The 21,298-nt window shown below is 64.1% G+C and carries 24 protein-coding genes; 13 read left to right on the forward strand and 11 right to left on the reverse strand.

The window, feature by feature from the left end:
* Nucleotides 1-91: 91 nt before the first annotated feature.
* Together ABIA90_RS23930 and ABIA90_RS23935 are read right to left on the reverse strand one after the other, a co-directional pair.
* On the reverse strand, nt 92-337 hold the full coding sequence (locus tag ABIA90_RS23930; protein WP_063984953.1) for a hypothetical protein: 246 nt from the start codon (nt 335-337) through the stop codon (nt 92-94).
* 96 nt (nt 338-433) lie between these two features.
* Nucleotides 434-691, reverse strand: a complete 258-nt coding sequence (locus tag ABIA90_RS23935; RefSeq protein ID WP_071916079.1) for a hypothetical protein — start codon at nt 689-691, stop codon at nt 434-436.
* 56 nt (nt 692-747) lie between these two features.
* Here ABIA90_RS23935 and ABIA90_RS23940 point away from each other — a divergent pair, with 56 nt between their 5' ends.
* Nucleotides 748-1,053, forward strand: coding sequence for a hypothetical protein (locus tag ABIA90_RS23940; RefSeq protein WP_354119918.1), 306 nt, complete (start codon nt 748-750; stop codon nt 1,051-1,053).
* An 88-nt stretch (nt 1,054-1,141) separates the two neighbouring features.
* Here the strand turns inward: ABIA90_RS23940 and ABIA90_RS23945 are convergent, their stop codons facing one another.
* The 3 genes from ABIA90_RS23945 to ABIA90_RS23955 form a co-directional block, all read right to left on the reverse strand.
* Entirely contained in the window at nt 1,142-2,632 is a 1,491-nt protein-coding gene (locus ABIA90_RS23945; protein WP_354119917.1) for an HWE histidine kinase domain-containing protein, read from the reverse strand.
* Between the two features lie 14 nt (nt 2,633-2,646).
* Nucleotides 2,647-8,940: a HAMP domain-containing protein gene (locus tag ABIA90_RS23950; RefSeq protein WP_354119916.1), complete on the reverse strand. Its 6,294-nt coding sequence runs from the start codon at nt 8,938-8,940 to the stop codon at nt 2,647-2,649.
* Nucleotides 8,941-9,307: 367 nt separating this feature from the next.
* The gene (locus tag ABIA90_RS23955; protein ID WP_354119915.1) at nt 9,308-9,820 is read right to left on the reverse strand and encodes a DUF4142 domain-containing protein; all 513 of its coding nucleotides are present in this window, start codon (nt 9,818-9,820) and stop codon (nt 9,308-9,310) included.
* Nucleotides 9,821-9,914: 94 nt separating this feature from the next.
* Here ABIA90_RS23955 and ABIA90_RS23960 point away from each other — a divergent pair, with 94 nt between their 5' ends.
* The 3 genes from ABIA90_RS23960 (at nt 9,915) to ABIA90_RS23970 (ending at nt 10,646) form a co-directional block, all read left to right on the forward strand.
* Complete coding sequence (locus ABIA90_RS23960; protein ID WP_354119958.1) at nt 9,915-10,109, forward strand: hypothetical protein; 195 nt, start codon at nt 9,915-9,917, stop codon at nt 10,107-10,109.
* A 117-nt stretch (nt 10,110-10,226) separates the two neighbouring features.
* Nucleotides 10,227-10,358: a hypothetical protein gene (locus tag ABIA90_RS23965; protein WP_256376429.1), complete on the forward strand. Its 132-nt coding sequence runs from the start codon at nt 10,227-10,229 to the stop codon at nt 10,356-10,358.
* Nucleotides 10,359-10,439: 81 nt separating this feature from the next.
* Nucleotides 10,440-10,646 carry a hypothetical protein gene (locus ABIA90_RS23970; protein ID WP_063984948.1) on the forward strand — a complete coding sequence of 69 codons (207 nt, stop codon included), beginning with the start codon at nt 10,440-10,442 and terminating at the stop codon, nt 10,644-10,646.
* Nucleotides 10,647-10,782: 136 nt separating this feature from the next.
* Here the strand turns inward: ABIA90_RS23970 and ABIA90_RS23975 are convergent, their stop codons facing one another.
* The gene (locus ABIA90_RS23975) at nt 10,783-11,043 is read right to left on the reverse strand and encodes a hypothetical protein (RefSeq protein ID WP_028148230.1); all 261 of its coding nucleotides are present in this window, start codon (nt 11,041-11,043) and stop codon (nt 10,783-10,785) included.
* 177 nt (nt 11,044-11,220) lie between these two features.
* Between ABIA90_RS23975 and ABIA90_RS23980 the strand changes: the two genes are divergently transcribed.
* The 3 genes from ABIA90_RS23980 to ABIA90_RS23990 all read left to right on the forward strand — a co-directional run bounded on the left by ABIA90_RS23980 (nt 11,221) and on the right by ABIA90_RS23990 (nt 12,107).
* Complete coding sequence (locus tag ABIA90_RS23980) at nt 11,221-11,379, forward strand: hypothetical protein (RefSeq protein ID WP_354119914.1); 159 nt, start codon at nt 11,221-11,223, stop codon at nt 11,377-11,379.
* Nucleotides 11,363-11,554, forward strand: coding sequence for a hypothetical protein (locus ABIA90_RS23985; RefSeq protein WP_354119913.1), 192 nt, complete (start codon nt 11,363-11,365; stop codon nt 11,552-11,554). The genes ABIA90_RS23980 and ABIA90_RS23985 overlap by 17 nt, the downstream gene beginning before the upstream one ends.
* Nucleotides 11,555-11,732: 178 nt before the next feature.
* Nucleotides 11,733-12,107 carry a PRC-barrel domain-containing protein gene (locus tag ABIA90_RS23990; protein ID WP_063984947.1) on the forward strand — a complete coding sequence of 125 codons (375 nt, stop codon included), beginning with the start codon at nt 11,733-11,735 and terminating at the stop codon, nt 12,105-12,107.
* 93 nt (nt 12,108-12,200) lie between these two features.
* On the opposite strand, the gene ABIA90_RS23995 is transcribed toward ABIA90_RS23990, so the two are convergent.
* Nucleotides 12,201-12,665 (reverse strand): winged helix-turn-helix transcriptional regulator, encoded by a 465-nt coding sequence (locus ABIA90_RS23995; RefSeq protein ID WP_247314158.1) that lies wholly within the window; start codon nt 12,663-12,665, stop codon nt 12,201-12,203.
* Nucleotides 12,666-12,830: 165 nt separating this feature from the next.
* On the opposite strand from ABIA90_RS23995, the gene ABIA90_RS24000 reads away from it, so the two are divergent.
* The 5 genes from ABIA90_RS24000 to ABIA90_RS24020 all read left to right on the forward strand — a co-directional run bounded on the left by ABIA90_RS24000 (nt 12,831) and on the right by ABIA90_RS24020 (nt 17,977).
* A complete protein-coding gene (locus ABIA90_RS24000) occupies nt 12,831-13,568 on the forward strand; it encodes an SDR family oxidoreductase (protein WP_354119912.1) in 738 nt (245 codons plus the stop codon).
* 62 nt (nt 13,569-13,630) lie between these two features.
* Nucleotides 13,631-14,632, forward strand: coding sequence for an NAD(P)H-dependent flavin oxidoreductase (locus tag ABIA90_RS24005; RefSeq protein WP_354119911.1), 1,002 nt, complete (start codon nt 13,631-13,633; stop codon nt 14,630-14,632).
* A gap of 109 nt (nt 14,633-14,741) precedes the next feature.
* Nucleotides 14,742-15,161, forward strand: coding sequence for a hypothetical protein (locus ABIA90_RS24010; protein ID WP_354119910.1), 420 nt, complete (start codon nt 14,742-14,744; stop codon nt 15,159-15,161).
* A gap of 118 nt (nt 15,162-15,279) precedes the next feature.
* The gene (locus ABIA90_RS24015) at nt 15,280-16,854 is read left to right on the forward strand and encodes an alkaline phosphatase D family protein (protein WP_354119909.1); all 1,575 of its coding nucleotides are present in this window, start codon (nt 15,280-15,282) and stop codon (nt 16,852-16,854) included.
* Nucleotides 16,855-17,158: 304 nt separating this feature from the next.
* Nucleotides 17,159-17,977 (forward strand): aldo/keto reductase, encoded by an 819-nt coding sequence (locus ABIA90_RS24020; RefSeq protein WP_354119908.1) that lies wholly within the window; start codon nt 17,159-17,161, stop codon nt 17,975-17,977.
* A gap of 231 nt (nt 17,978-18,208) precedes the next feature.
* Here ABIA90_RS24020 and ABIA90_RS24025 read toward each other — a convergent pair whose 3' ends face one another.
* Nucleotides 18,209-18,430: a hypothetical protein gene (locus ABIA90_RS24025; protein ID WP_071917652.1), complete on the reverse strand. Its 222-nt coding sequence runs from the start codon at nt 18,428-18,430 to the stop codon at nt 18,209-18,211.
* A 153-nt stretch (nt 18,431-18,583) separates the two neighbouring features.
* Nucleotides 18,584-19,036, reverse strand: coding sequence for a hypothetical protein (locus ABIA90_RS24030; RefSeq protein WP_354119907.1), 453 nt, complete (start codon nt 19,034-19,036; stop codon nt 18,584-18,586).
* A 156-nt stretch (nt 19,037-19,192) separates the two neighbouring features.
* Between ABIA90_RS24030 and ABIA90_RS24035 the strand changes: the two genes are divergently transcribed.
* Nucleotides 19,193-19,465, forward strand: a complete 273-nt coding sequence (locus ABIA90_RS24035) for a helix-turn-helix domain-containing protein (protein WP_014497240.1) — start codon at nt 19,193-19,195, stop codon at nt 19,463-19,465.
* 8 nt (nt 19,466-19,473) lie between these two features.
* Here ABIA90_RS24035 and ABIA90_RS24040 read toward each other — a convergent pair whose 3' ends face one another.
* Together ABIA90_RS24040 and ABIA90_RS24045 are read right to left on the reverse strand one after the other, a co-directional pair.
* Nucleotides 19,474-20,706: an aminotransferase-like domain-containing protein gene (locus ABIA90_RS24040; protein WP_354119906.1), complete on the reverse strand. Its 1,233-nt coding sequence runs from the start codon at nt 20,704-20,706 to the stop codon at nt 19,474-19,476.
* Nucleotides 20,707-20,760: 54 nt separating this feature from the next.
* Entirely contained in the window at nt 20,761-21,288 is a 528-nt protein-coding gene (locus ABIA90_RS24045) for a DUF3124 domain-containing protein (RefSeq protein ID WP_028170153.1), read from the reverse strand.
* Nucleotides 21,289-21,298 lie beyond the last annotated feature (10 nt).

Raw genomic sequence — 21,298 nt, forward strand, 5'->3', positions numbered from 1 at the left:
GCTGGAAGGATTCCCAATCCAGCTCCAGGCTCCAGCTCCAAAGCGAAAGGCCCCGCGTCACCGCGAGGCCTTTGATTGTCGGCGCCGGAGCTCACTTGGTGTTGCTCATGCCGCCCTTGTTGTTCGTCATGGTGCCGCCTTGGTCGGAGCCGGGGCCAGAACCACCTTGACCGGAGGGATCAGCGCCCTTGGAGGACTTGGTGTTGGCGCCCGTGGTCTGCGACGAGGACATCGCGGATCCATGCTTGGCCTTATGCGACTTGGCCTGCACGGCGAACGGAGCGGCGGCGAGGCCAGTTGCCAACATCACGGTAAGAGCGAGCTTGGTGGTTTTCATGCGCGGGAACTCCCTGAGTTGAATTGACGCAGGCAGCCAACCGCCATTCGCTGCAGGAGTTCCGCACGAAAGCGCCCGGTGCGCGTCACGCGCGCTTCAAAATTCCTTGTCCTCGGCGAGGATGAACACGAGGCCCGTGAGCGTCGCGCCGATCGCGAACGTCGTCACCAGTGTGATGATGAAGACCATGGCGGCCGAATGTCCGCCGTGGCTCAGCAAATTTGCGACCGCCGGATTGAACAGGACGAGGGCGAGCCCGAAGACAAGGCCGAGGGCTGCGCCCATCATCGCATGCGTCATCAGCTTGATGACGCCGGTCGGAGAGATGAGGCTCGGCGACTTTTTCCCGCGCATGGAACCGCCTCGCGGTGTGGCATAAAACGCGCACGACGATTGCGGGTTCCATTGTCATGACGATTTTGTCATTCCCCGCTTCATCCGACGTTCATGGCGGTCTTGCGAGGATGAATGCCATCAACACGGGAACATTCGATATGGGTAAGGTCGTCTTTCTCTATCGCTCGCTGGCCTATCGCAACGCGGCTGCGGACATGCTGCGCAAGGCGCGCAAGCTGCCGCGCGGCGCCGAGCGGAGCGCAGCCCGCCGTTACGCGCGGGCGCTGCGCGAGCTTTCGCAAACGGAAGCCTGGCTGGAAGGACGTGTCGCTGACGAACCGCAGGCGATGCAGAGCATGAGGGTCGCCGCGGCGCGCTAGATCATGATCGGTTCTGAGTGAATCAGGGCCGAAGCTCCAGATTCCTATCTTTACGCGCGAACCGGAGCCCACTTCGCTCGCAAACGCGCTAGCCTGAGGCCCGCTGAAGGGGTTCGGACGGAGCCACGTCGAACTTGCTCGCGGCCGGCGGCGCTACGGTCTTCCGCGTCAGCGGCACCTCAAGGCGGCACAACAGGCCTTCGGCACGCCAGTTGAATTCCGCCTGTCCGCCGAGTTGCGATTCCACACTGGCAAGCAGGCTCCGCGTGCCGAAGCCCCGGGATTTCGGCGTCCTCACCAGCGGGCCGCCGGTTTCGTCCCAGGTCAGTGTGAGGTGGTCGTCCTCGACTTGCCAGCCGATCGCGAGCCGCCCCGACCGCGTCGAGAGCGCGCCATATTTCGCCGAGTTGGTGAAAAGCTCGTGCAGCGCCAGCGCCAGCGTCTGCGCTGTCGCCGGCGCCAGCTGAACTTCCGGACCGGCCAGCTTGATCTGGCCGCCGAGCGAGTAGGGCGCGAGCTCCTCGTCGATCAGCCTCGAGAGTTCGGCGCCCTGCCAGCTCGACAGCGACAGGATCGTGTGTACGCGCGCCAGCGCGTTGATGCGCCCCTCGACGGCGTTGACGTAAGCCTTGACCTCGTCGGCGCGGGTGAGGCGCACGATCGATTGCGCCAGCGCCAGCGCGTTCTTGGCGCGATGATCCACCTCGCGCGCCAGCAGGTTTTGTCTCTCTTCTGCGCGTTTGCGTTCGGTGATGTCCACGGTGACGCCGCTCACGCGCACCACGCGGCCGCCCTGGTCCACCGTCGCGGCCGCCGTGCCGACGCACCAGCGCACCTCGCCATCGGGCCGGCTGACGCGAAACTCGCCTTCATAGGCGTGCGCGCCGGTATTGAACGCGGCAATCGCCTGGCTGAACTGGTCGACGTCATCAGGGTGCAGCAGCGCCTGGATGTTGGCTGAGGTGACATTGAAGGTCTCCGGCGTCACGCCGAAGATGCGGTACTGGCCTTCGTCCCACATCCAGTCGCCGTTGACCCAGTCCCAGTCCCACGATCCCATCTTGCCGGCGGCGATAGCCATGCTGCGCCGCTCTTCGCTCTCGCGCAGCTTTGCGGTGGAATTCTCCAGCTCGGCCGTGCGTGCGCGAACGCGGTCCTCGAGCTCCCGGTTCAGCCGTTCGAGCTCGCGCGTCTTGCGGTAGAGTTCGGCAAACACCTTGATCTTGGCGCGCAGCACCTCCGGCACCACAGGCACCGGCACGTAATCGACCGCGCCCATCTCGTAGCCGCGCAACCGGTCGATGTCGCTCACCTGGATCGCGGAGATGAAGATCATCGCGGTCTTCTGGAAGCGCGGATGCTCCCGGATCATCGCGGCCAGCTCGAATCCGTCGAGCTCGGGCATGCAGACGTCGACCAGGATCACCGCGATCTCGGTCTTGAGCAGCACCTCCAGCGCCTCGCGGCCCGATGATGCGATCACGAGGTTCTCGCCGAGTTCCTTCAGGATCACCTCGTAGGCGAGCAGCTTGGCCGGCTGGTCGTCGACGAGGAGGATGTTGACCTTTTCGTGGTCCATTCGCGGATCCAAACTCAGCGGTGCAGCCACATGCGGATTGCAAGCAGCAATTGATCGGTGTTGACGGGTTTGGCGAGGTAGTCGGACGCGCCTGCTTCCAGGCATTTCTCACGGTCGCCCTTCATCGCCTTGGCTGTCAGCGCGATGATCGGAAGGCGGGCGAAGGCCGGATTTTCGCGAATGACGCCGATGGTCTGATAGCCATCCATCTGCGGCATCATGATGTCCATCAGCACGATGGCGATCTCCGGATTGGATTCGACCAGCGTCACCGCCTCGCGGCCGGTCGTGGCCGTCAGCACCTTCATGCCCCGACGTTCCAAGACGCTCGACAGCGCGAAGATGTTGCGGGCGTCGTCGTCGACGAGCAGGGCGGTCTTGCCAATCAGGTCTTCGTCGGAACTGTTCAGCTTCTCCAGCATGCGCTGCTTCTCGACCGGCAGTTCCGTGATCACGCGATGCAGGAACAAGGCGGTCTCGTCGAGCAGGCGCTCCGGCGATTCCACGCCCTTGACCACGATGCTGCGCGCCATGGTGTGGAGTTCCGCATCTTCCTCCGCCGAGAGCTCGCGGCCGGTGAAGACCACCACCGGAACGTTCGACAGGCTCTCGTCGTTGCGGATCTGGTCCAGCACCTCGAAGCCGCTCATGTCGGGCAGCCGCAGGTCGAGCACCACGCAATCGCAGGGTGCCTCGCGCAGTGTCGAGAGCGCGCCGGCGCCGGTATCCGTCGTCACGATCTCGATGTCGTCGTGATGCAGCAGCTCGCGGATCGAGAGCTGCTCGGCCTCGTTGTCCTCGACGATCAGGAGCCGCTTGCGCCGCGGCCGCGCATATTCCTTGATCTGCGTCAGCGCGGCTGAGACGCCCTCGGTCGTGGTCGGCTTGTTGACGAAGGAGAAGGCGCCGCGGGCCAGCGCATGCTGGCGGTCCTCGTCGAGCGTGATGATCTGCACGGGGATGTGGCGGGTCAGCGGATTGTGCTTGAGCTGGCTCAGCACCGTCCAGCCCAGCATATCAGGCAGGAACACGTCGAGCGAAACGGCCCGCGGCTGATACTGCTTGGCAAGCTCCAGCGCCTCCGCGCCGCGCGCGGCGACCAGAACCTTGAAGCCCTTGTCGCGGGCGAGATCGACCAGCACGCGGGCATAATGCGGATCGTCCTCGACGATGAGCAGGATGGTGTCGCCGGGCTCGAGATTGAGCCTGTCGTCGGCAATCTGCTCGATGACGCGCTGCTGCTCGGGTGCGGCCGCTTGCAGCGCCGGTGGCTGACTGTACTGCTGCGGCGCGGGCGCACGCGGCGCGAGCGTCGGGCCGGAATATTTCAGCGGCAGATAGAGCGTGAAGGCCGAGCCCTTGCCGGGCGCGCTACGCAGATGGATCTCGCCGCCGAGCAGGCTCGCGAGCTCGCGGCTGATCGCAAGTCCGAGACCGGTGCCGCCGTATTTGCGGCTGGTGCCGGCGTCCGCCTGCTGGAACGCCTCGAAGATCAGCTTCTGCTTCTCCAGGGGAATGCCGATGCCGGTGTCCGTCACTTCGAACGCGATCACCGCCGGCGCGGAGTTCAGCACCGGATGATCCGTACCCCAGCCGCCGACCGCGGCGACGACCTTCAGGCGCACCTCGCCCTCGGCGGTGAACTTGAAGGCGTTGGAAAGCAGGTTCTTGAGGACCTGCTGCAGGCGCTTGGAGTCGGTGACGATGCTGCGGGCCAGGTTCGGGTCGACGTCGATCTTGAACGACAGGTTGCGGTTTTCCGCCTCGTGCCGGAACGGCCGCCCGACGGTCTCGAGCAGGTTCGCAGTCAGAATCTCCTCGGCGTCGACCGTCACCGTGCCGGATTCGATCTTGGAGAGATCCAGGATGTCGCTGATAAGGTTGAGCAGGTCGGTGCCGGCGCCATGGATGGTGCGGGCGAACTCGACCTGCTTGGCCGAGAGGTTGCCATCCGGATTGTCGGTGAGCTGCTGTCCCAGGATCAGGATCGAGTTCAGCGGCGTGCGCAGCTCGTGGCTCATATTGGCGAGGAATTCGGACTTGTACTTCGAGGTCAGCGCGAGCTCAGTCGCCTTTTCCTCCAGTGCGCGGCGGGCCTGCTCGATTTCCTGGTTCTTGCGCTCGACCTCGACGTTGCGCTCGGCGAGCTGCTGCGCCTTCTGCTCGAGCTGGTCGTTGGTCTGCTGCAATTCGCGCTGCTGGGTCTGAAGCTCGCCGGCAAGCTGCTGCGACTGCTTGAGCAGGCCTTCGGTCTGCATCGTCGCCTCGATCGAGTTGAGCACGATGCCGATGGAGTCGGTAAGCTGCTCGAGGAATGTCATCTGCGAGGTCGTGAACGAGGTCAGCGAGGCGAGCTCGATCACCGCCTTGACCTGGCCTTCGAACAGCACCGGCAGCACGACAAGGTTCTTTGGCGCGACGCGGAACAGCGCCGAGTTGATCGGCACCACGTCGGATGGAATGTCGGCGATGACGCGCGGGCGTCTGTCGAGGGCGCATTGGCCAATCAGGCCGTCGCCGAGCGGGAGCACGCGCTGATAGGGATAGACGCCGTCGCCGGCATAGGAGGCGAGCAGCAGGAGCCGCGGACTATCCTCGTTCTCGACCTGGTAGATCACGCCGGTATGGGCGTTCACCAGGGGTGACAATTCGGTCAGCAGCAGCCGGCCGACGGTGGTGAGATCGCGCTGACCCTGGAGCATGTTGGTGAATTTGGCGAGGTTGGTCTTCAGCCAGTCCTGCTCGGTGTTCACGTCCGTCGTGAGACGGAGGTTCGTGATCATCGTGTTGATGTTGTCTTTCAGCTCGGCGACTTCGCCGCGGGCGTCGACCTGGATTGACCGCGTCAGGTCGCCCTTGGTCACGGCGGTCGCGACTTCCGCGATCGCGCGCACCTGCGAGGTGAGGTTCGCCGCGAGCAGGTTGACGTTGCCGGTTAGATCCTTCCAGGTGCCGGCGGCACCGGGCACGTCGGCCTGGCCGCCCAGCCGTCCCTCGACGCCGACCTCGCGCGCCACCGACGTCACCTGATCGGCGAAGGTCGCGAGCGTCTCGGTCATGTTGTTGATGGTGTCGGCGAGCGCCGCGACCTCGCCCTTGGATTTCACGGTGAGATTTTGTTTCAAATCACCGTTCGCAACTGCGGTCACCACCTTGACGATGCCGCGGACCTGCTCGGTCAGGTTCGCCGCCATGAAGTTGACGGTGTCGGTGAGGTCCTTCCAGGTGCCGGCCACACCGGGCACCTGGGCCTGGCCGCCGAGCTCGCCTTCGGTGCCGACTTCACGCGCGACGCGGGTGACTTCGCCGGCAAACGCGTTGAGCTGGTCCACCATGGTGTTGATGGTATTCTTCAGCTCGAGGATTTCGCCCTTCACGTCCACGGTGATCTTGCGGGACAAGTCGCCGCGCGCGACGGCGGTGGTGACCTCGGCGATGTTGCGGACCTGCGTCGTGAGGTTCGCGGCCAGCAAATTGACGTTGTCGGTGAGATCCTTCCAGGTGCCGCCGACGCCGGGCACGACGGCTTGACCGCCGAGCCGGCCCTCGGTGCCGACCTCGCGCGCCACGCGCGTCACTTCGGCGGCGAAGGAGCGGAGCTGCTCCACCATCGTGTTCAACGTGTCCTTCAACAGAAGGATTTCGCCGCGCACGTCCACCGTGATCTTCTTCGACAGGTCGCCGCCGGCGATGGCGGTCGCGACCTCGGCGATGTTGCGGACCTGGGCCGTCAGGTTCGAGGCCATGAAGTTGACGTTGTCGGTGAGGTCCTTCCAGGTGCCGGCAACGCCGGGCACCTCAGCCTGGCCGCCGAGCTTGCCCTCGGTGCCGACCTCGCGCGCCACGCGCGTCACTTCGCCGGCAAAGCCGTTGAGCTGGTCCACCATGGTGTTGATGGTGTTCTTCAGCTCGAGGATTTCGCCCTTCACGTCCACGGTGATCTTGCGCGACAAGTCGCCGCGCGCCACGGCGGTGGTGACTTCGGCGATGTTGCGGACCTGTGCGGTCAGGTTGCCCGCCATCGAGTTGACGCTGTCGGTGAGGTCCTTCCAGGTGCCGGCGACGCCGGGCACGTTGGCCTGGCCGCCGAGCCGGCCTTCGGTGCCGACCTCGCGCGCCACGCGCGTCACCTCGCCCGCGAAGCGGTTGAGCTGGTCGACCATCGTGTTCAGCGTGTCCTTGAGCTGAAGGATCTCGCCGCGGACGTCCACCGTGATCTTGCGCGACAGGTCGCCGCCGGCGATGGCGGTTGCGACCTCGGCGATGTTGCGGACCTGGGCGGTGAGGTTGCCCGCCATCGAGTTGACGTTGTCGGTCAGGTCCTTCCAGGTCCCGGCGACGCCGGTCACCTGGGCCTGGCCGCCGAGCTTGCCTTCGGTGCCGACCTCGCGCGCGACGCGGGTGACTTCGCCGGCGAAGGCGTTGAGCTGGTCCACCATGGTGTTGAGTGTTTCCTTCAGCTGAAGGATTTCGCCCGACACGTTCACGGTGATCTTCTTCGACAAGTCGCCCTTCGCAACGGCGGTCGCGACCTCGGCGATGTTACGGACCTGGCCGGTCAGGTTCGAGGCCATCGAGTTGACCGAGTCCGTCAAGTCCTTCCAGGTACCGGCGACGCCGCGCACTTGGGCCTGGCCGCCGAGCTTGCCTTCGGTGCCGACCTCGCGCGCGACGCGGGTCACTTCGCCGGCGAAGGCGTTGAGCTGGTCCACCATCGTGTTGATGGTGTCTTTCAGCTCCAGGATTTCGCCGCGCACGTCCACGGTGATCTTCTTCGACAGATCGCCGCCCGCGACCGCCGTCGTCACCTCGGCGATGTTGCGGACCTGTGCGGTCAGGTTCGACGCCATCGAGTTGACGCTCTCGGTGAGGTCCTTCCAGGTGCCGGCGACGCCGAGCACGTTGGCCTGGCCGCCGAGCCGTCCCTCGGTGCCGACCTCGCGCGCGACGCGCGTCACTTCGCCGGCAAACGCATTGAGCTGGTCCACCATGGTGTTGAGCGTTTCCTTCAGCTGAAGGATCTCGCCCGAGACGGTCACCGTGATCTTCTTCGACAAGTCGCCGCCGGCGATGGCGGTCGCGACGTCGGCGATGTTGCGGACCTGCGCGGTCAGGTTCGACGCCATGAAGTTGACGTTGTCGGTGAGGTCCTTCCAGGTGCCGGCCACACCGGGCACCTGGGCCTGGCCGCCGAGCTTGCCCTCGGTGCCGACTTCGCGCGCGACGCGCGTCACTTCGGAGGCGAAGGAGTTGAGCTGGTCCACCATGGTGTTGATGGTGTCCTTCAGCTCCAGGATCTCGCCGCGGACGTCCACCGTGATCTTGCGCGACAGGTCGCCGCGCGCCACGGCGGTCGTCACGTTGGCGATGTTGCGGACCTGGGCGGTGAGGTTGCCGCACATCGCGTTCACGGAGTCGGTCAGGTCCTTCCAGGTGCCGGCGACGCCGGGCACGATCGCCTGGCCGCCGAGCTTGCCGTCGGTGCCGACCTCGCGCGCCACGCGCGTCACTTCGGAGGCGAAGGAGCGCAGCTGGTCCACCATCGTGTTGATGGCTTCCTTGAGCTGAAGGATCTCGCCGCGGACGTCGACGGTGATCTTCTTGGACAAGTCGCCGTTGGCGACCGCGATCGTCACCTCGGCGATGTTACGAACCTGGTTGGTCAGGTTGTTCGCCATCGAGTTGACGCTCTCGGTCAGATCCTTCCAGACGCCGGTCACCTCAGGCACCTGGGCCTGGCCGCCGAGCTTGCCTTCGGTGCCGACCTCGCGCGCCACGCGCGTCACCTCGGAGGTGAACACGCCGAGCTGTTTGATCATGGTGTTGACGATGGTCGCCGACTGCAGGAATTCACCGCGCAGCGGGCGGCCATCGACGTCCAGCTTGACGGTCTGGAGCAGGTCGCCTTGCGCCACCGCGGCGACTGCGCGCGTCACTTCGCGCGTCGGCCACAGGAGGTCGTCGATCAGCGTGTTGACGGAGCCTTCCATGTCGGCCCAGGAGCCGCTGGCGAGGCCGAACTTCACGCGCTGGCGGGTCTTGCCCTCGCGCCCCACGACCTGACCGACCAGCTCGAGCTGCTGCGCCATGCGCTGGTTGGCGGCGATGATTTCATTAAAAGTGTCGGCGATCTTGCCGTCGATGCCGAGATAGTCCCCGCTCATCCGCACCGAAAAATCGCCGCTGCGCATCGCCTGCAAGGCGAGCAGCAATTCCGGCCGCGAATCCGGGTCCGACATACCGTTGGTTTTTGGCTTTGGGACGCGACGACCGGAGCGTGATGCAGTTCCGGGATCGAGGTCGCTCATACTGATTCCCCCGCGGCGTCGGCCGAATCCAAGGCGTGACGCAGTTGTCAAAATAGACCGTCAGCCAAATTCGAAATCAAGCGCCAACGTTGCAGCGCTTGGAATTGGAACCTGCCGTGCTCAGCCCGGCCAAAATAACGGTGAGGAGTGACGATGGTTCCATCCCGCTCAGGAAAAAGCCGGCCGGCCGCTGCACCAGAGCTCCGAGCCGTCCTAGGAGAGGGGGCTGGCGCGCCCAGCGGGCGCGGGGCTGTGACTGGCGACCCTGCCGCAAGCTCCGCCACGTCACGCGCTGATTCGCTGACCACGGGGACCGCGACCAGCGGCCGGAGAGCCAGCAGCATCATCCGGAAGACAAATAGGGCTGCTATTTGTCTGCCATGGTGCGCTCCGCATCTCTCACCTGCGTGCGCAGCATCGGCAATTGCTCGCGCGCGAAGGCGGCGAGCGCAGGATTGTCGGGCGCTTTCAGATAGCGCTCGAGCAGGCTGATGGCGGATTCGTAATCGGGGATTTGCGCGGCATAGAAGCTTCTGACGTAAGTTGGTCCATCCGCATTTTCGGGCTCGACGAGGCTTGCGCTCACTGACGTCGTCTTGCCGGCGTGCGGCTCCGCACCGATCGCGTCCTGAATCTGCTTCAGGGTTTTGTCGCGCTTGCCCGCCTCCTCGGCGCGCAGGGCCGCGAGATTTTTCACCTCCGCATTGCCTTTCAGGTCGGTGCTCTCCAGCAGGCCCTGCTGGAAACGGCTGAAGGCGTAGAGGCCGGTGATGACATCGGTTGCGGTCGGCACGCGGTCGCCGGCCGTTCGCTCACCCATATTGTCGGCGAACGCCGAGGTGCTGATGAAAGCCAGGGTGATCGCGACGAGAATCCTCATGCATCTCCAATGACCGATGGCGTGCGAAGTTCCCTCGCGTTACGATCCGGTAAGGGCGATTGCGGAGCGGGAGTTCCGTTCCCACATCTTCTGTATGAAACAGTCTGACATCTTCAGGGATAACGCCGACAACTGCCTTCAGCTCGCCGAGCGCGCGGGAGGGCAGCCCACCCACAAGCGTTATTTGCGCATGGCGGATGCCTGGACGGCATTGGCGAACGAGCAGGACTGGCTGGACGGTGAAATCCCGCCCGTAAAGGTCCGCGTCCTCCGAACGCAGGATGCGTGAGCGCTCTCATCTCTGTGAATCTGCATGTGAGACTGCTCACGGAATGCAAGCAACCAATCCAGGATCATCCACGAACTGTCGATCGCGTTGATTTTGATTCCAGAAGGAGGTTTTGCGATGGCTCCACGTCTGGCTCTTCTTTCGCTCATTCTCGCCTTTGGCGTCTCGGTCGCGTTCGCGACAGTGACGACGGTGCGGCAGGTGCATCTGGAGAATGCATCGGCGGCAATCCACGCCACGCATAGTTAGCGCTGCGGGCCTCGCGCGCTGGAACATTCGTTGTGCCGGCGCGTAAGCGCTTCAGGACATCTGGAGAGGCGAGAGGACATCATGGCGCATTCCGACCACGGCATCGTCAAGGACAAGCGGGCGGAAGATCAACCGCGCGACAAGCAGCGCGCGCAAACCGTGCACAAGACGGATTCGAAGGGCTCGCCGTCGCGCGAAGCGACGCGCGATCCCAAGCTCAACGACAACACCAAGACACCGGGCTCCGGCGTGATGCCGGACGATTCCGGCGACGCGCCGACCGGCTAGTTCTCGCGAGGAACGAATCCCTTCGCGACGAGTCGACGGATTGCTTCCGGCTGTCATGCCCCCGGTGCGCCGGAAGCAATCTCCAAGGACGGCCCTGGCACCCACTGTGCCGGGGTCGTTTTTGCTTGGGGGAGACTCAATCCTCGGTGTCGCCCTCGGGCTTCGCGGGCGCGTGTCCTTCGGGACCGCGACCAAAGACACCAAACTCGCTTGATTTGATGCCTGCCGACGGGTCGATGCTCGTCTCGATGCCCGCGGCTGCGAGCCCGAATTTGAGGAGCTCGCGGACCGCCGCAGCGCGCGTCGGCATGCGGTGCTTGAATCGGAAATCATCGACGGCGGCCAGCTCTTCCGGCGAGAGCATGACCTGGAGGCGCTCGGCGCGAAGGTCATTCATGGTCGATCACGCAAAGTGAGTAAGTTGAGTAGTTTGCTCAACGAACGAGTTTGGTGCGAGTTCCACAAGAGTCGGAAAAATCGCCAGATGAGTAAAAATATCCAGTAAAATCAACAAGTTATTATTGAAACAAGTCTGGCAGTGGCGCATTCTTTCGGTAGAGAGGGAGAACAGGCCATGACGGAGGAAGTCAGGTTACCCCGCAAGCTTTCCGAAGAGCCCGAGCCGCCCAAACCGGTGCGTCCGAGTCACCAGAAGGTCATCGAGCAAGTCGAGCGCTGGGCCAACAGCTCGGGGCTGCAACCACCGAGGACGGAAGATGCGAAGACGATCTGAGCCCCACACGTTCGAACAACGTCTCAAGGCAGAGCAGCTGCGGCTCGAGCACGAACTGTCGGGCTTGCCGGATGGACAGCAGCGCGATTCTGTTATGGCGCGCATCGATCAGCTTCAGGCCGCTGCCGCGATGCATGATTTCCTGATGCTACGGGAGGCCGCCGCCGCTCGCTGATCGCCCCTGGCGTCCGCGCTCCGTGCGGCGAGAGGTGATGCGAAGCTCTCGCCTCTCGGTTTGGCGGGTATTTGAAACTCAGAGAACCGCTCGTTCCTGACGCGAGCACCGGAACATGCGCCGGAACGTTCGCTCGCCGACCCGGTTGGTCCACACGTTGGCCGAGTGGAGAATTGGAATGCTGAAACAAGGCGAGTTGGACCGCAGCGAGATGGACAGGTTGATCGGCAGCGACAAGGTCGAGGGAACATCGGTCTATGGCGCCGATCGCAACAAGATCGGTTCGATCGAACGCGTGATGATCGACAAGGTCAGCGGCAAGGTGTCCTACGCCGTGCTCGGTTTCGGCGGCTTCCTGGGCCTCGGCAACGATCACTATCCGCTGCCCTGGCAGTCGCTCAAATACGATACGGAGCTCGGCGGCTATGTCACCGGGATCACCGCCAAGACGCTCGAAGGCGCGCCGAAATACGGTGAACGCAGCGATTGGAACTGGGGTGACGACGCGGCAGTCCGCGGCATCAACTCGTACTACGGCGTTCCCTTCGCGTAAGCCCCAACGGAAAGCGATCCGATGAGCAAGGAACGGCCCACCGACTGGATGCCCCGGTCGAGCCGGGGCACGACACCTTTTGCTTGGCGCACTCTACCTCACCGCCTCCTTCCGCCCCGGCCCCGCATGCACATGCACCTGTTTCGCATGCAGCGGCTCACCGCATTCCGAGCAGACCATCACGGGGTCGAACTCCTTGCCGCAAGTCTTGTGCTGGTGCAGCAGCGGGCGGCCGCGCTCGTCGCCCATGTGGGTGTCGCCCCAATGCACCATCGCCATGATGATCGGGTAGAGGTCGAGGCCCTTCTGCGTCAGGATGTATTCGTAGCGCTTGGGCGCCTCGGAATAGGGGACGCGGCGCAGGATGCCGAACCGCACCAGCTTCTTCAAACGCTCCGAGAGCAGGTGCCGCGTGATCTGGAGCGAGGACTGAAATCCCTCGAACCGGCGCACGCGTAAAAAACATTCGCGCAGGATCAGAAGCGTCCAGCGGTCGCCGACCACGGCGACGGTGCGGGAGAGCGAGCAGGGCTCTTCATCCAGCGTGTCCCACTTCATGTCGCGATCTCCGGCAAAGGGTAGTAAGTCAGAAAAAGGAACTGACTTGAATGATCAGCGCTATTCTTGCTGCAGGCTACCATTCACCCCCGTAGTTTGACAGTTCTATTTTAGAACTATAGCCTCCGGCCCAATCACATGCCGTTCTCACCGGAGGAGGTGACCTTGCCCAAGCGAAACGCGACAGCCGCCGTGATCGGGGCCGGCGATTTCATCGGCTCCGAGATCGCCAAGAAATTTTCCGCGGAAGGTTTCACGGTCTTCGCCGGCCGCCGCAACGGCGACAAGCTGGCGCCGCTGGTGAAGGACATCGAGGCCGCCGGCGGCGAGATTCACGCGCGCTCGCTCGATGCACGCAAAGAGGAGGAGGTCATCTCCTTCCTCAATGACGCCGACCAGCACGCGACGCTCGAAGTCTGCATCTTCAACGTCGGCGCCAACGTCAATTTCCCGATCCTCGACACCACCGAGCGCGTGTTCCGGAAAGTGTGGGAGATGGCCTGCTATTCCGGCTTCCTCGCCGGCCGCGAAGCGGCACGGCTGATGCTGCCGCGTGGTGGCGGCAACATCTTCTTCACCGGCGCGACGGCGAGCCTGCGCGGCGGCAGCGGCTTTGCTGCCTTTGCCAGCGCAAAATTCGGACTGCGCGCGGTGGCGCAGGCGATGGCGCGCGAGCTCGGGCCGAACAACATCCACGTCGCCCATCTCATCATCGATTCCGGCGTCGACACCGAGTGGGTGCGGCAGCGCCGGCTCGAAGCGCTCGGGGCGAATGCGCTTGATAATCCCGATCTTCTGATGCCGCCGTCGTCCGTCGCGGATGCCTATTGGCAGCTCTATCAGCAGCCGAAGAGTGCCTGGACCTTCGAGATGGAGATCCGTCCCTTCGGAGAGAAATGGTGACCGCGGAGCAAGACTGCGGCTAGACTGATCCCAATACAAACTGAAATCCGGGAGGCCCCTACGTGAAGACCGCGATCACCGAACTGTTCGGCATCGAGCACCCGATCATCCAGGGTGGCATGCATTTCGTCGGCTTTGCCGAACTCGCCGCTGCCGTCTCCAATGCCGGCGGGCTCGGCATCATCACGGGTCTCACGCAGAAGACGCCGGAATTGCTCGCGAAGGAAATCGCGCGCTGTCGCGACATGACCGACAAGCCGTTCGGCGTGAACCTCACCTTCCTGCCGACCTTCTCGGCGCCGCCTTATCCGGAGTACATCGCGGCCATCGTCGAAGGTGGCATCAAGGCGGTGGAGACGGCGGGGCGCAGTCCAGAGCAATACATGCCTGCGCTGAAGGCCGCCGGCATCAAGGTGATCCACAAATGCACGTCCGTGCGCCACTCCCTGAAGGCCGAGCGCATCGGCTGCGACGCCGTCAGCGTCGACGGCTTTGAGTGCGGCGGCCATCCCGGCGAGGACGACATTCCCAACATGATCCTGCTGCCGCGCGCGGCGGAGGAATTGAAGATCCCGTTCGTCGCCTCCGGCGGGATGGCGGACGGGCGCAGCCTCGTCGCGGCGCTGTCGCTGGGTGCGGCCGGCATGAACATGGGCACGCGCTTCATCGCCACCAAGGAAGCACCGGTGCATCAGAACGTGAAGAACGCGCTTGTTGCGGCAACCGAGCTCGACACCCGCCTGATCATGCGCGCTCTGCGCAACACCGAGCGCGTGCTGAAGAACGCCAACGTCGATCGTCTGCTCGAGATCGAGCGCGAGAAGGGCGCCAAGCTGAGCATCGACGACATCCACGACCAGGTCGCGGGCGTCTATCCGAAGATCATGCTGGACGGCCAGATGGACGCGGGTGCCTGGAGCTGCGGCATGGTCGCAGGGCTGATCCACGACATCCCCTCCTGCAAGGAGCTCGTCGATCGCATCATGGATGAGGCGGAAGAGATCATCCGCAGCCGCCTGATGGGGTTCCTGGAAGGGACGGGTGCGGCGCGAAAGGTCGCCTGACACCGCCAAACTTCTTAACCACGGCGGCACTTGGCCGCTGGAATTGCGCGTGACGCCTCCTAAATAGGAGTAAATTACCCCTTGAAATAAGTGATTTCAGGAGGCGTCCGTGGTCCTGAAGAGCGTTCCTTTTGCAGTTGCCGTTGCCCTCGTGCTCGCATGGGGCGGCATTGCGCGCGCTGACGACTACAAGCCTGACGAATATCTCGGTCTCGATCTCTCCAAGGCGGTGCTGTCTCCGAAGCGGCTCGGGCCCGAGACACAGTTCGCCCCGGTTGCGTTGGAGGCGAAGGGAGGCAACGAGGCGCAGGCGCGGGCCGAACCCATCGACGTGCCGAAGAAAGTTGCCGTCCGGCGCGTGCACGTGGCCGAACCGAAGGTTGCTCATGCCAAGAGCGTCCAGCCACGCGGCGCAGCGCGCACCAAGCTTGCACATCGTCACGGCAATCCGCTGGACGCGCAGGCGATGGACACCCGCATCCAGACCTGGCCGTGCCGCACCGGCGGCATTTGCGACTGGAAGCGCTAGCCGGGTCTGTCGCGTCATCCCCACGTCGCAAAACCGTAGGCGTGGAGTCAAGAAACCATCAGGATAGGAGTCAAGGAGCGCAGGCACCTTCCGTCGCGATTCGACGAAGGTTTCCTGAATGGCAACGCTCCGCGCCTCGCGCGCATGGACCCGGCGGCAGTTCCTGGTCCGTTCGACTTCAAGCCTCGCCGTTGCCGCGCTCGGCTCACTCGCAAAGCCATCCATCAGCCGCGCCGCCGATCGCCCGCAAATCGCAGGTGGCATTCAGTCCGGCGATGTCTCGGATGGCTCCGCCGTGATCTGGGCGCGCGCCGACCGGCCCGCGCGGATGCAGGTGGAATGCGCGACCGTCGAGAGTTTCAAGACGATCATGGCGTCAGCTTCGCGCGACGCGCTGCCCGATGCCGACTTCACCGCAAAACTGCTGCTGAACGATCTGCCGTCCGGGCAGGACATGTTCTATCGCGTGCGTTTCCACGACATCGCCACCGGCATTGCCGGCGAAAGCCGCGTCGGCCGTTTCCGCACCGCGCCGGCCGCGGGGCAGTCGATCTCGTTCGTGTGGTCGGGCGACGTCGCGGGGCAGGGCTGGGGCATCGACATCTCGCGCGGCGGCTATCGCAGCTATCGCACCATGCTCGAGAATCGCCCGGACTTCTTCATCCACTCGGGCGATCACATCTACGCCGACTGCACGATTCCCTCCGAGCAGAAGCTGCCGAATGGCGAGACCTGGCGCAATCTGGTGACCGAGGAGAAAGCCGAGGCCGCGCACACGCTGGCGCAATTCCGCGGCAACTACAAATACAACCATCTCGACGAGCATTTTCGCGCCTTCCACGCGGAGGTGCCGATGTTCGCACAGTGGGACGACCACGAGGTCACCAACGACTGGTCGCCGACCGGCAGCTACGACGACGCCGGCTATGAGGACGACGGCACGCCGCGCCTGGTCTCGCGCGCTCGTCGCGCCTTCTTCGATTTCATGCCGATCCGCGACGTCGGCGCGCGACAGGGCCGGGTCTATCGCAAGATCGCTTACGGTCCGCTGCTCGACGTCTTCATGATCGACATGCGCAGCTACCGTGACGACAGTTGGAACAAGGGCGAGGACCATCGCGGCTGGATTCTCGGTGCCGAGCAGCTCGCATGGCTGAAGCGGGAGCTCGCCGCGTCGCGCGCGACCTGGAAGGTGATCGCCGCCGACCTGCCGATCGGCCTCGTCAGTCTCGATGCCGTCGCGCTCGGCAACGGAGCGCCCGATCGGCGTGAGCACGAAATCGCCGATCTCCTCAGCTCCATCAAGCGCGCGGGCGTGCGCAACATCGTCTGGCTCACCGCCGACATGCACTACACTGCCGCGCATTATTACGATCCGAACAAGGCGCAATTCCAGGATTTTGAGCCGTTCTGGGAGTTCGTCTCCGGCCCGCTCCATGCCGGCACCTGGGGTCCGGGCGAGCTCGACAATACGTTTGGCCCGGTCGCGATGTACCAGAACGGCTGCAGCGAGGCGCAGGGGGAGAACCTCGCGCCGTGCTTCGGCCTGCAGTTCTTCGGCAGGGTCGATATCGACGGTGCGAGCGGCGTGATGACCGTGACCTTGAAAGACGTCGACAACCGCGACCTCTGGTCGGTCGACATCGTGCCGCAGCCGCAGGCGCGCCCGGCCGTGGTCGCGCAGCATTCGTGAGTGGGCAACTCTCTCCGTCGTCATGGCCGGGCTTGACCCGGCCATCCATGCCCTGCTGCTCGGCCCTGAGAACGTGGACGCCCGGGCATAGGCGAGCGGAAGCGACGCCGTCCTTCGGACGGCTATGCCCGGGCATGACGGTGGGGACGGATCGCGCATCCCAGCACTAACCCGATCTTGATTGGCCGCCTCGCGTCTCCTGCGCTATAGTCTCTATTCCCGCCACCTCTTTTCCATCACCGAAGAGTCTTCCCTCGCGGCCCCACCGCGTGTTCGGCGGCTGAAATACGTCAGGAGTTAGCTCATGGATCATCTGAAGACACAGGGCATCAGCATGCCCAAGCTCGGCCTCGGCACTTTCCGCATGCAGGGCGATGCCTGCCGCGCGGCGGTCGAGAGCGCGTTGTCGATCGGCTATCGCCATATCGACACCGCCGAGATGTACGCCAATGAAGAACCGATCGGTGCCGCGCTCGCCGCGGCCCGGCTGCCGCGCGGCGAGCTGCATGTCACGACCAAGGTCTGGCACGAGAATCTCAGCCCCGATGCGATCCGCCGTGCCTTCGACGCCAGCCTGACCAAGCTCCGGCTCGACCATGTCGATCTCTACCTTGTGCACTGGCCGTCGAAATCCGCGAACTGGGGCGCGGTGTTCGAGACCCTGATGAAGCTGAAGGAGGAGGGGCGTACGCGGGCGATCGGCGTTGCCAATTTCACCACGGCGCTGCTCAAGACCGTGGTCGAGGACATCAAGGCCCCGATCGCCTGCAACCAGATCGAATATCACGCCATGCTCGATCAATCGAAGGTGCTGGCCTATCTCAACGCTAGGTCGATCCCGCTGGTCGCCTATTGCCCGCTCGCGCAAGGACGCATCGCGTCAGATCCGGTGCTGGCCGAGATCGGCGCTAAGCACAACGTGACCGCCGCGCAGGTCGCGCTGAAGTGGCTGCTCGACCAGGACGGTGTCGCTGCGATCCCGAAGGCCTCGCGCCGCGAGAGCCAGCAGGCCAATCTCGATGCGCTGAAGATCACGCTCGACGATGCCGACCGTAAGAAGATCGCGGCGTTGCCCAAGGACAAGCGTTGCGTCAATCCAGGCTTTGCGCCGGTGTGGGATTAAAACTCGACGCTGAACGCACCGCCCTTACCCTCTCCCCTTGCGGGAAAGGGTGGCTCGCCGCGTAGCGGCGAGACGGGTGAGGGGTCTCCATCCGCGAGTCCAATTCTCATTGAATGCGCTGAAGCAACCCCTCATCCGGCGCTTCGCGCCACCTTCTCCCACAAGGGGAGAAGGAAGAAAGAGCGCAAAGAAATGGCCCCGCGAGGGGCCATTTCCATAATGCGTTACGCATTAATCCCAATGGTGACGGTGACCGCGCTTGACCACGACGACCCGGTCGTGATGGTGCCAACCGCGATGCCAGCCGTGGTCGCGATGCTCGCGCATTTCGGCGCGGGCGCCGTAGCCATGATGGTAGCCGTTCTTGATCACCACCGTTTCGGCATTCGCCATCGTCGGTGCAACGATCGCGAGCGCGCCGAGAGCCGCAACCACATAACCGAGCTTCTTCATGATGTCCTCCTCCAATTCAATGCACATGAGAACGGCGCATGTGTGCGAACGTTCCGGAGGAACTGGAAGAGAATTCTGAATGGATGTTCAGACAGAGCATGATCCGGAAAAGTGTGAAGCGGTTTTCCGAGCGATCATGCTCAAACGTGATGCTCAATCGCAGCGTTGCTGTGAAGGTGTCGGCGCGCCTGTCGCGACGTATTTGCCGTCCCTGATCGTGTACACACCGCGCTCGCTGCGATTGTAGATCGCGCGCAGGCTGCCATCCTTCGCCAGCAGCAGCCCGAATTCACGCGCCTGGTGCAGCGAGGGGAAGTAAACCATCACATTGAGCAGGCCCTCGGCTTCGACCGTGGCGGACAACACTTCGTTCTCGTCCCTGGCCTCGCCGAAATCGCGCCGGTACATCACCCGGCCGTCTTTCCTGATCTCGTAAGTCAACAGCGAGCCCTTGTCGCGGTCCGGCCTAGCCGCGCAATCGACCGCCCATGAGCCGAGCAGGCCCCATTGCTCGACCGTCGCCGCAAGCGTCTCGGCGCCGGCCGCTGGCGTGAACGCAATCCACAGCATCGCCGCCGCGACCCAGCAGCCCAGACAACGCGTCATGTCCTGAAAAACCCCACCTCGAACAAGTCCAAGTGTAGCATCCCGCGCGCGATCGTCTACGCGAGCTGGCAATCGCGCGCGAATTTGATCCGCGTCAATGAGGCCGGTCGTATCAAGGGTAGGATGGCGCTCCCGAAGGCGAAGTTGGTGAGAGCGATGCTGAATCAAGTCGTGGATTTCGCGGGCGAGGTACTGCCGGGGAGCTGTGCCGTGCCGCCTTATTCCGAGACCGCGTTCCTGGCCGAGCTGGGCGAGCGCTTGAGGTCCTCGCGCGCGCGGTGCGAGCTGTCGCGCCGGGAGCTGGCCCGCCGCTCCGGGATTTCCGAGCGCTACATCGCCCAGATCGAGGCCGGCAAGGGCAACGTCTCGATCGTCCTGTTGCTGCGGCTGGCCTCCGCGATCCACGGCAGCCAGCCTCAGGTGGCCTAGAGCGAGCCTTAGGCCCGCTTCTCCACATTGGCGCTGCGGGCCGGCACGCCGAACTCCTTGCGGCAGACCTCGGCCAGCACGGCGACGCCCTCACGGATCTGCTGATGCGAGGGGCTCGCAAAGCACAGCCTGAGCCGCGAGCTGGAATGGGGCTTGTTGGTCGACCATTCCGGCCCCGGATTGATCGACACGCCGGCGGCGAGCGCGGCTTGATAGAGCTTTAGCGTATCGACCTGGTCGGGCAGCTTCACCCACAGGAAGATGCCGCCTTTGGGCTCCTCGAACTCGGCCGCCGTCCCGAACTGCTCGTTCAGCGCCTCCATCAGCGTATCGAGCTTGGTGCGCAGCGCCTTCGTCAACGCGGGCACGTGGGTCGAGAAATGCGGCTTGCAATAGGCGGCCAGCACCATCTGCTCCAGCGCGCCGGAGCCTGCATCCGTCTTCAGCGCCAGCATCCGCGACATCACATCCCAGGGCGCGACGATGAAGCCGACGCGCAGCGCCGGTGCGATCGATTTCGAGAACGAGCCGATATGGATCACGCCGCCGTTCGGGCTCATCGCGTAGATGGCCGGTGGCCGCTGCCCCGACCAGACGAGATCGGCGTAGCAATCGTCCTCGAAGATGGGCACGCCATATTCGGCCGCGAGCCGCACCAGTTCAGCGCGACGACTTTCCGGCATGATGCTGCCGGTCGGATTCTGCACGGTCGGGATGGTGTAGATGTATTTCGGCCGGATGCCGCGGCTCTTCAAATCGGCCAGCGTCGAGGCCAGCACGTCCATGCGCATGCCGTCCTTGTCGAGAGGGATGCCGACGACGCTGACGCCGAGCCGCGCCAGGCGGGTCAACGAGCCCTGATAGCTGTCCTGCTCGAAGATCACGGTATCGCCGCGCGTCAGCAGCGTCGCGTTGACGAGGTCGAGTGCCTGGAGCGAGCCGGAGACGATCAGGAGGTCGTCGACCGTGCAGTTGATGCCGGCGTCGCGCTTCAGTTTTGTCACCAGGAATTCGCGCAAGGGCAGGTAGCCCTGCGGCCCGTGCGCCAGCCCGTAAGTGGCAAGCGAGCGACCTTCCTTTTGCAGGGCGGAATTGGTCGCCTCGATCAGGCCGTCGAGCGGCAACTGCTCGGAGTCGTTGTTACCGCCGACGAAACTGTACTTGGCGAGGCCCGTCCAGCGCGCGGAAGGGGCCGGCAGCCCTGCGGGAAACAGGGGCGCGAAATCGAAGCTGGACGTCATGGGAGCGTTCCTCGTTTTGTTCTTGTTGAGCGGCCGGCCTTGCGCCGGCCTGCCTTACTTCTTGCCGGCCGTCCTCGTCGGACGACCCTGGCTGATGAAAGCGTAATGCGCATTGGCGACGCCGCCAACCATCAAGGCTTCGACCACGGGCTCGGCGATCTCGCCTGTTGCGGCCCAGTCGACGAGGAAATTGGCCCCGGTCCCGCCGCGCACGTCGTCGGTCGGAATGAAGATCGAGACGGTGGCCAGAGGCTTCAGCGCCACCTGACCCTTCAGGTAGGTCTCGACCTGCTTGCCTGCGGTGTCGAAATAGGCGATGCGTTTGACCACCAGCGGCTGGGTCTCGGAGGCGTTGTGAACGCTCAGCGTCACCGAGAAGTCGACACGTAGTTTGCCTTGGCTCATCGCGACGCTGGAATAGGCGGGCACATAGAACCCGCCGGAGACGGCGAGTTCCTCCTTCGGCAGTGTGGTGAGCGAATCGGCAAAGTTTTGTTCGATATTGACCTTGGATTGCGCGGCTGCGGGCGCGGCAGAGGCGAGGGGACATAGCAGCATTGCTGCGAAAAGCCCTGCTCGCATGTGACGAATT

Source organism: Bradyrhizobium sp. LA6.8 (assembly GCF_040547935.1).
Taxonomy (GTDB): Bacteria; Pseudomonadota; Alphaproteobacteria; order Rhizobiales; family Xanthobacteraceae; genus Bradyrhizobium; species Bradyrhizobium barranii.

Coding starts and splice junctions, on each gene's coding strand:
- ABIA90_RS24025 (WP_071917652.1), bottom strand. CDS start 18,430: ATGAAGAAGCTCGGTTATGTGGTTGCGGCTCTCGGCGCGCTCGCGATC.
- ABIA90_RS23950 (WP_354119916.1), bottom strand. CDS start 8,940: ATGAGCGACCTCGATCCCGGAACTGCATCACGCTCCGGTCGTCGCGTC.
- ABIA90_RS23940 (WP_354119918.1), top strand. CDS start 748: ATGACGATTTTGTCATTCCCCGCTTCATCCGACGTTCATGGCGGTCTT.
- ABIA90_RS23985 (WP_354119913.1), top strand. CDS start 11,363: ATGCGAAGACGATCTGAGCCCCACACGTTCGAACAACGTCTCAAGGCA.
- ABIA90_RS23970 (WP_063984948.1), top strand. CDS start 10,440: ATGGCGCATTCCGACCACGGCATCGTCAAGGACAAGCGGGCGGAAGAT.
- ABIA90_RS24040 (WP_354119906.1), bottom strand. CDS start 20,706: ATGACGTCCAGCTTCGATTTCGCGCCCCTGTTTCCCGCAGGGCTGCCG.
- ABIA90_RS23960 (WP_354119958.1), top strand. CDS start 9,915: ATGAAACAGTCTGACATCTTCAGGGATAACGCCGACAACTGCCTTCAG.
- ABIA90_RS23995 (WP_247314158.1), bottom strand. CDS start 12,665: ATGAAGTGGGACACGCTGGATGAAGAGCCCTGCTCGCTCTCCCGCACC.
- ABIA90_RS24035 (WP_014497240.1), top strand. CDS start 19,193: ATGCTGAATCAAGTCGTGGATTTCGCGGGCGAGGTACTGCCGGGGAGC.
- ABIA90_RS24045 (WP_028170153.1), bottom strand. CDS start 21,288: ATGCGAGCAGGGCTTTTCGCAGCAATGCTGCTATGTCCCCTCGCCTCT.
- ABIA90_RS23965 (WP_256376429.1), top strand. CDS start 10,227: ATGGCTCCACGTCTGGCTCTTCTTTCGCTCATTCTCGCCTTTGGCGTC.
- ABIA90_RS23955 (WP_354119915.1), bottom strand. CDS start 9,820: ATGAGGATTCTCGTCGCGATCACCCTGGCTTTCATCAGCACCTCGGCG.
- ABIA90_RS23935 (WP_071916079.1), bottom strand. CDS start 691: ATGCGCGGGAAAAAGTCGCCGAGCCTCATCTCTCCGACCGGCGTCATC.
- ABIA90_RS24015 (WP_354119909.1), top strand. CDS start 15,280: ATGGCAACGCTCCGCGCCTCGCGCGCATGGACCCGGCGGCAGTTCCTG.
- ABIA90_RS23990 (WP_063984947.1), top strand. CDS start 11,733: ATGCTGAAACAAGGCGAGTTGGACCGCAGCGAGATGGACAGGTTGATC.
- ABIA90_RS23975 (WP_028148230.1), bottom strand. CDS start 11,043: ATGAATGACCTTCGCGCCGAGCGCCTCCAGGTCATGCTCTCGCCGGAA.
- ABIA90_RS23945 (WP_354119917.1), bottom strand. CDS start 2,632: ATGGACCACGAAAAGGTCAACATCCTCCTCGTCGACGACCAGCCGGCC.
- ABIA90_RS23980 (WP_354119914.1), top strand. CDS start 11,221: ATGACGGAGGAAGTCAGGTTACCCCGCAAGCTTTCCGAAGAGCCCGAG.
- ABIA90_RS24030 (WP_354119907.1), bottom strand. CDS start 19,036: ATGACGCGTTGTCTGGGCTGCTGGGTCGCGGCGGCGATGCTGTGGATT.
- ABIA90_RS24020 (WP_354119908.1), top strand. CDS start 17,159: ATGGATCATCTGAAGACACAGGGCATCAGCATGCCCAAGCTCGGCCTC.
- ABIA90_RS23930 (WP_063984953.1), bottom strand. CDS start 337: ATGAAAACCACCAAGCTCGCTCTTACCGTGATGTTGGCAACTGGCCTC.